Here is a 358-nt window from a genome sequence, read left to right as displayed (position 1 = left end):
GGCCCAACCGAGAGGGGGGAGGCGCCGAAGGTGTGGAGGGTGAGGGGGGTGAAGTCGTAACAAGGTAGCCGTACCGGAAGGTGCGGCTGGATCACCTCCTTTCTAGGGAGATAAATTCTTAGAGAGATCAACTTAACTCGAATAGGGGCAGGAGCCCGTCCGGTTGATGTCTGGCCCGGATACGTCCCCGCAGCACCCGGTCCCCGGGGTCGCACCCGCGTACCTTGAGAGCCGCATAGCGATAGGAGAGAGAGATGGAAGAGTATCCTCTTCCAGACTCGATTCTTTTCTGCGATCTAAACAGAGAATGATAGCAATCATTCATCCGATCCAAACAAGAGGAATTCACTCATTAATG

Annotated in this window: 1 rRNA gene; it reads left to right on the top strand. The window is 54.7% G+C overall.

What is annotated here, in order from left to right:
• Positions 1 to 102 (top strand): 16S ribosomal RNA (locus ACTQZF_RS09275); the annotation flags it as partial.
• Positions 103 to 358 lie beyond the last annotated feature (256 nt).

Origin of the sequence: Collinsella sp. LCP19S3_H3 (assembly GCF_052119145.1) — a bacterium.
Classification (GTDB): domain Bacteria; phylum Actinomycetota; class Coriobacteriia; order Coriobacteriales; family Coriobacteriaceae; genus Collinsella.
The sequence above is the reverse complement of the archived record's forward strand: the minus strand, read 5'-3'. Positions and strand labels throughout refer to the sequence as shown.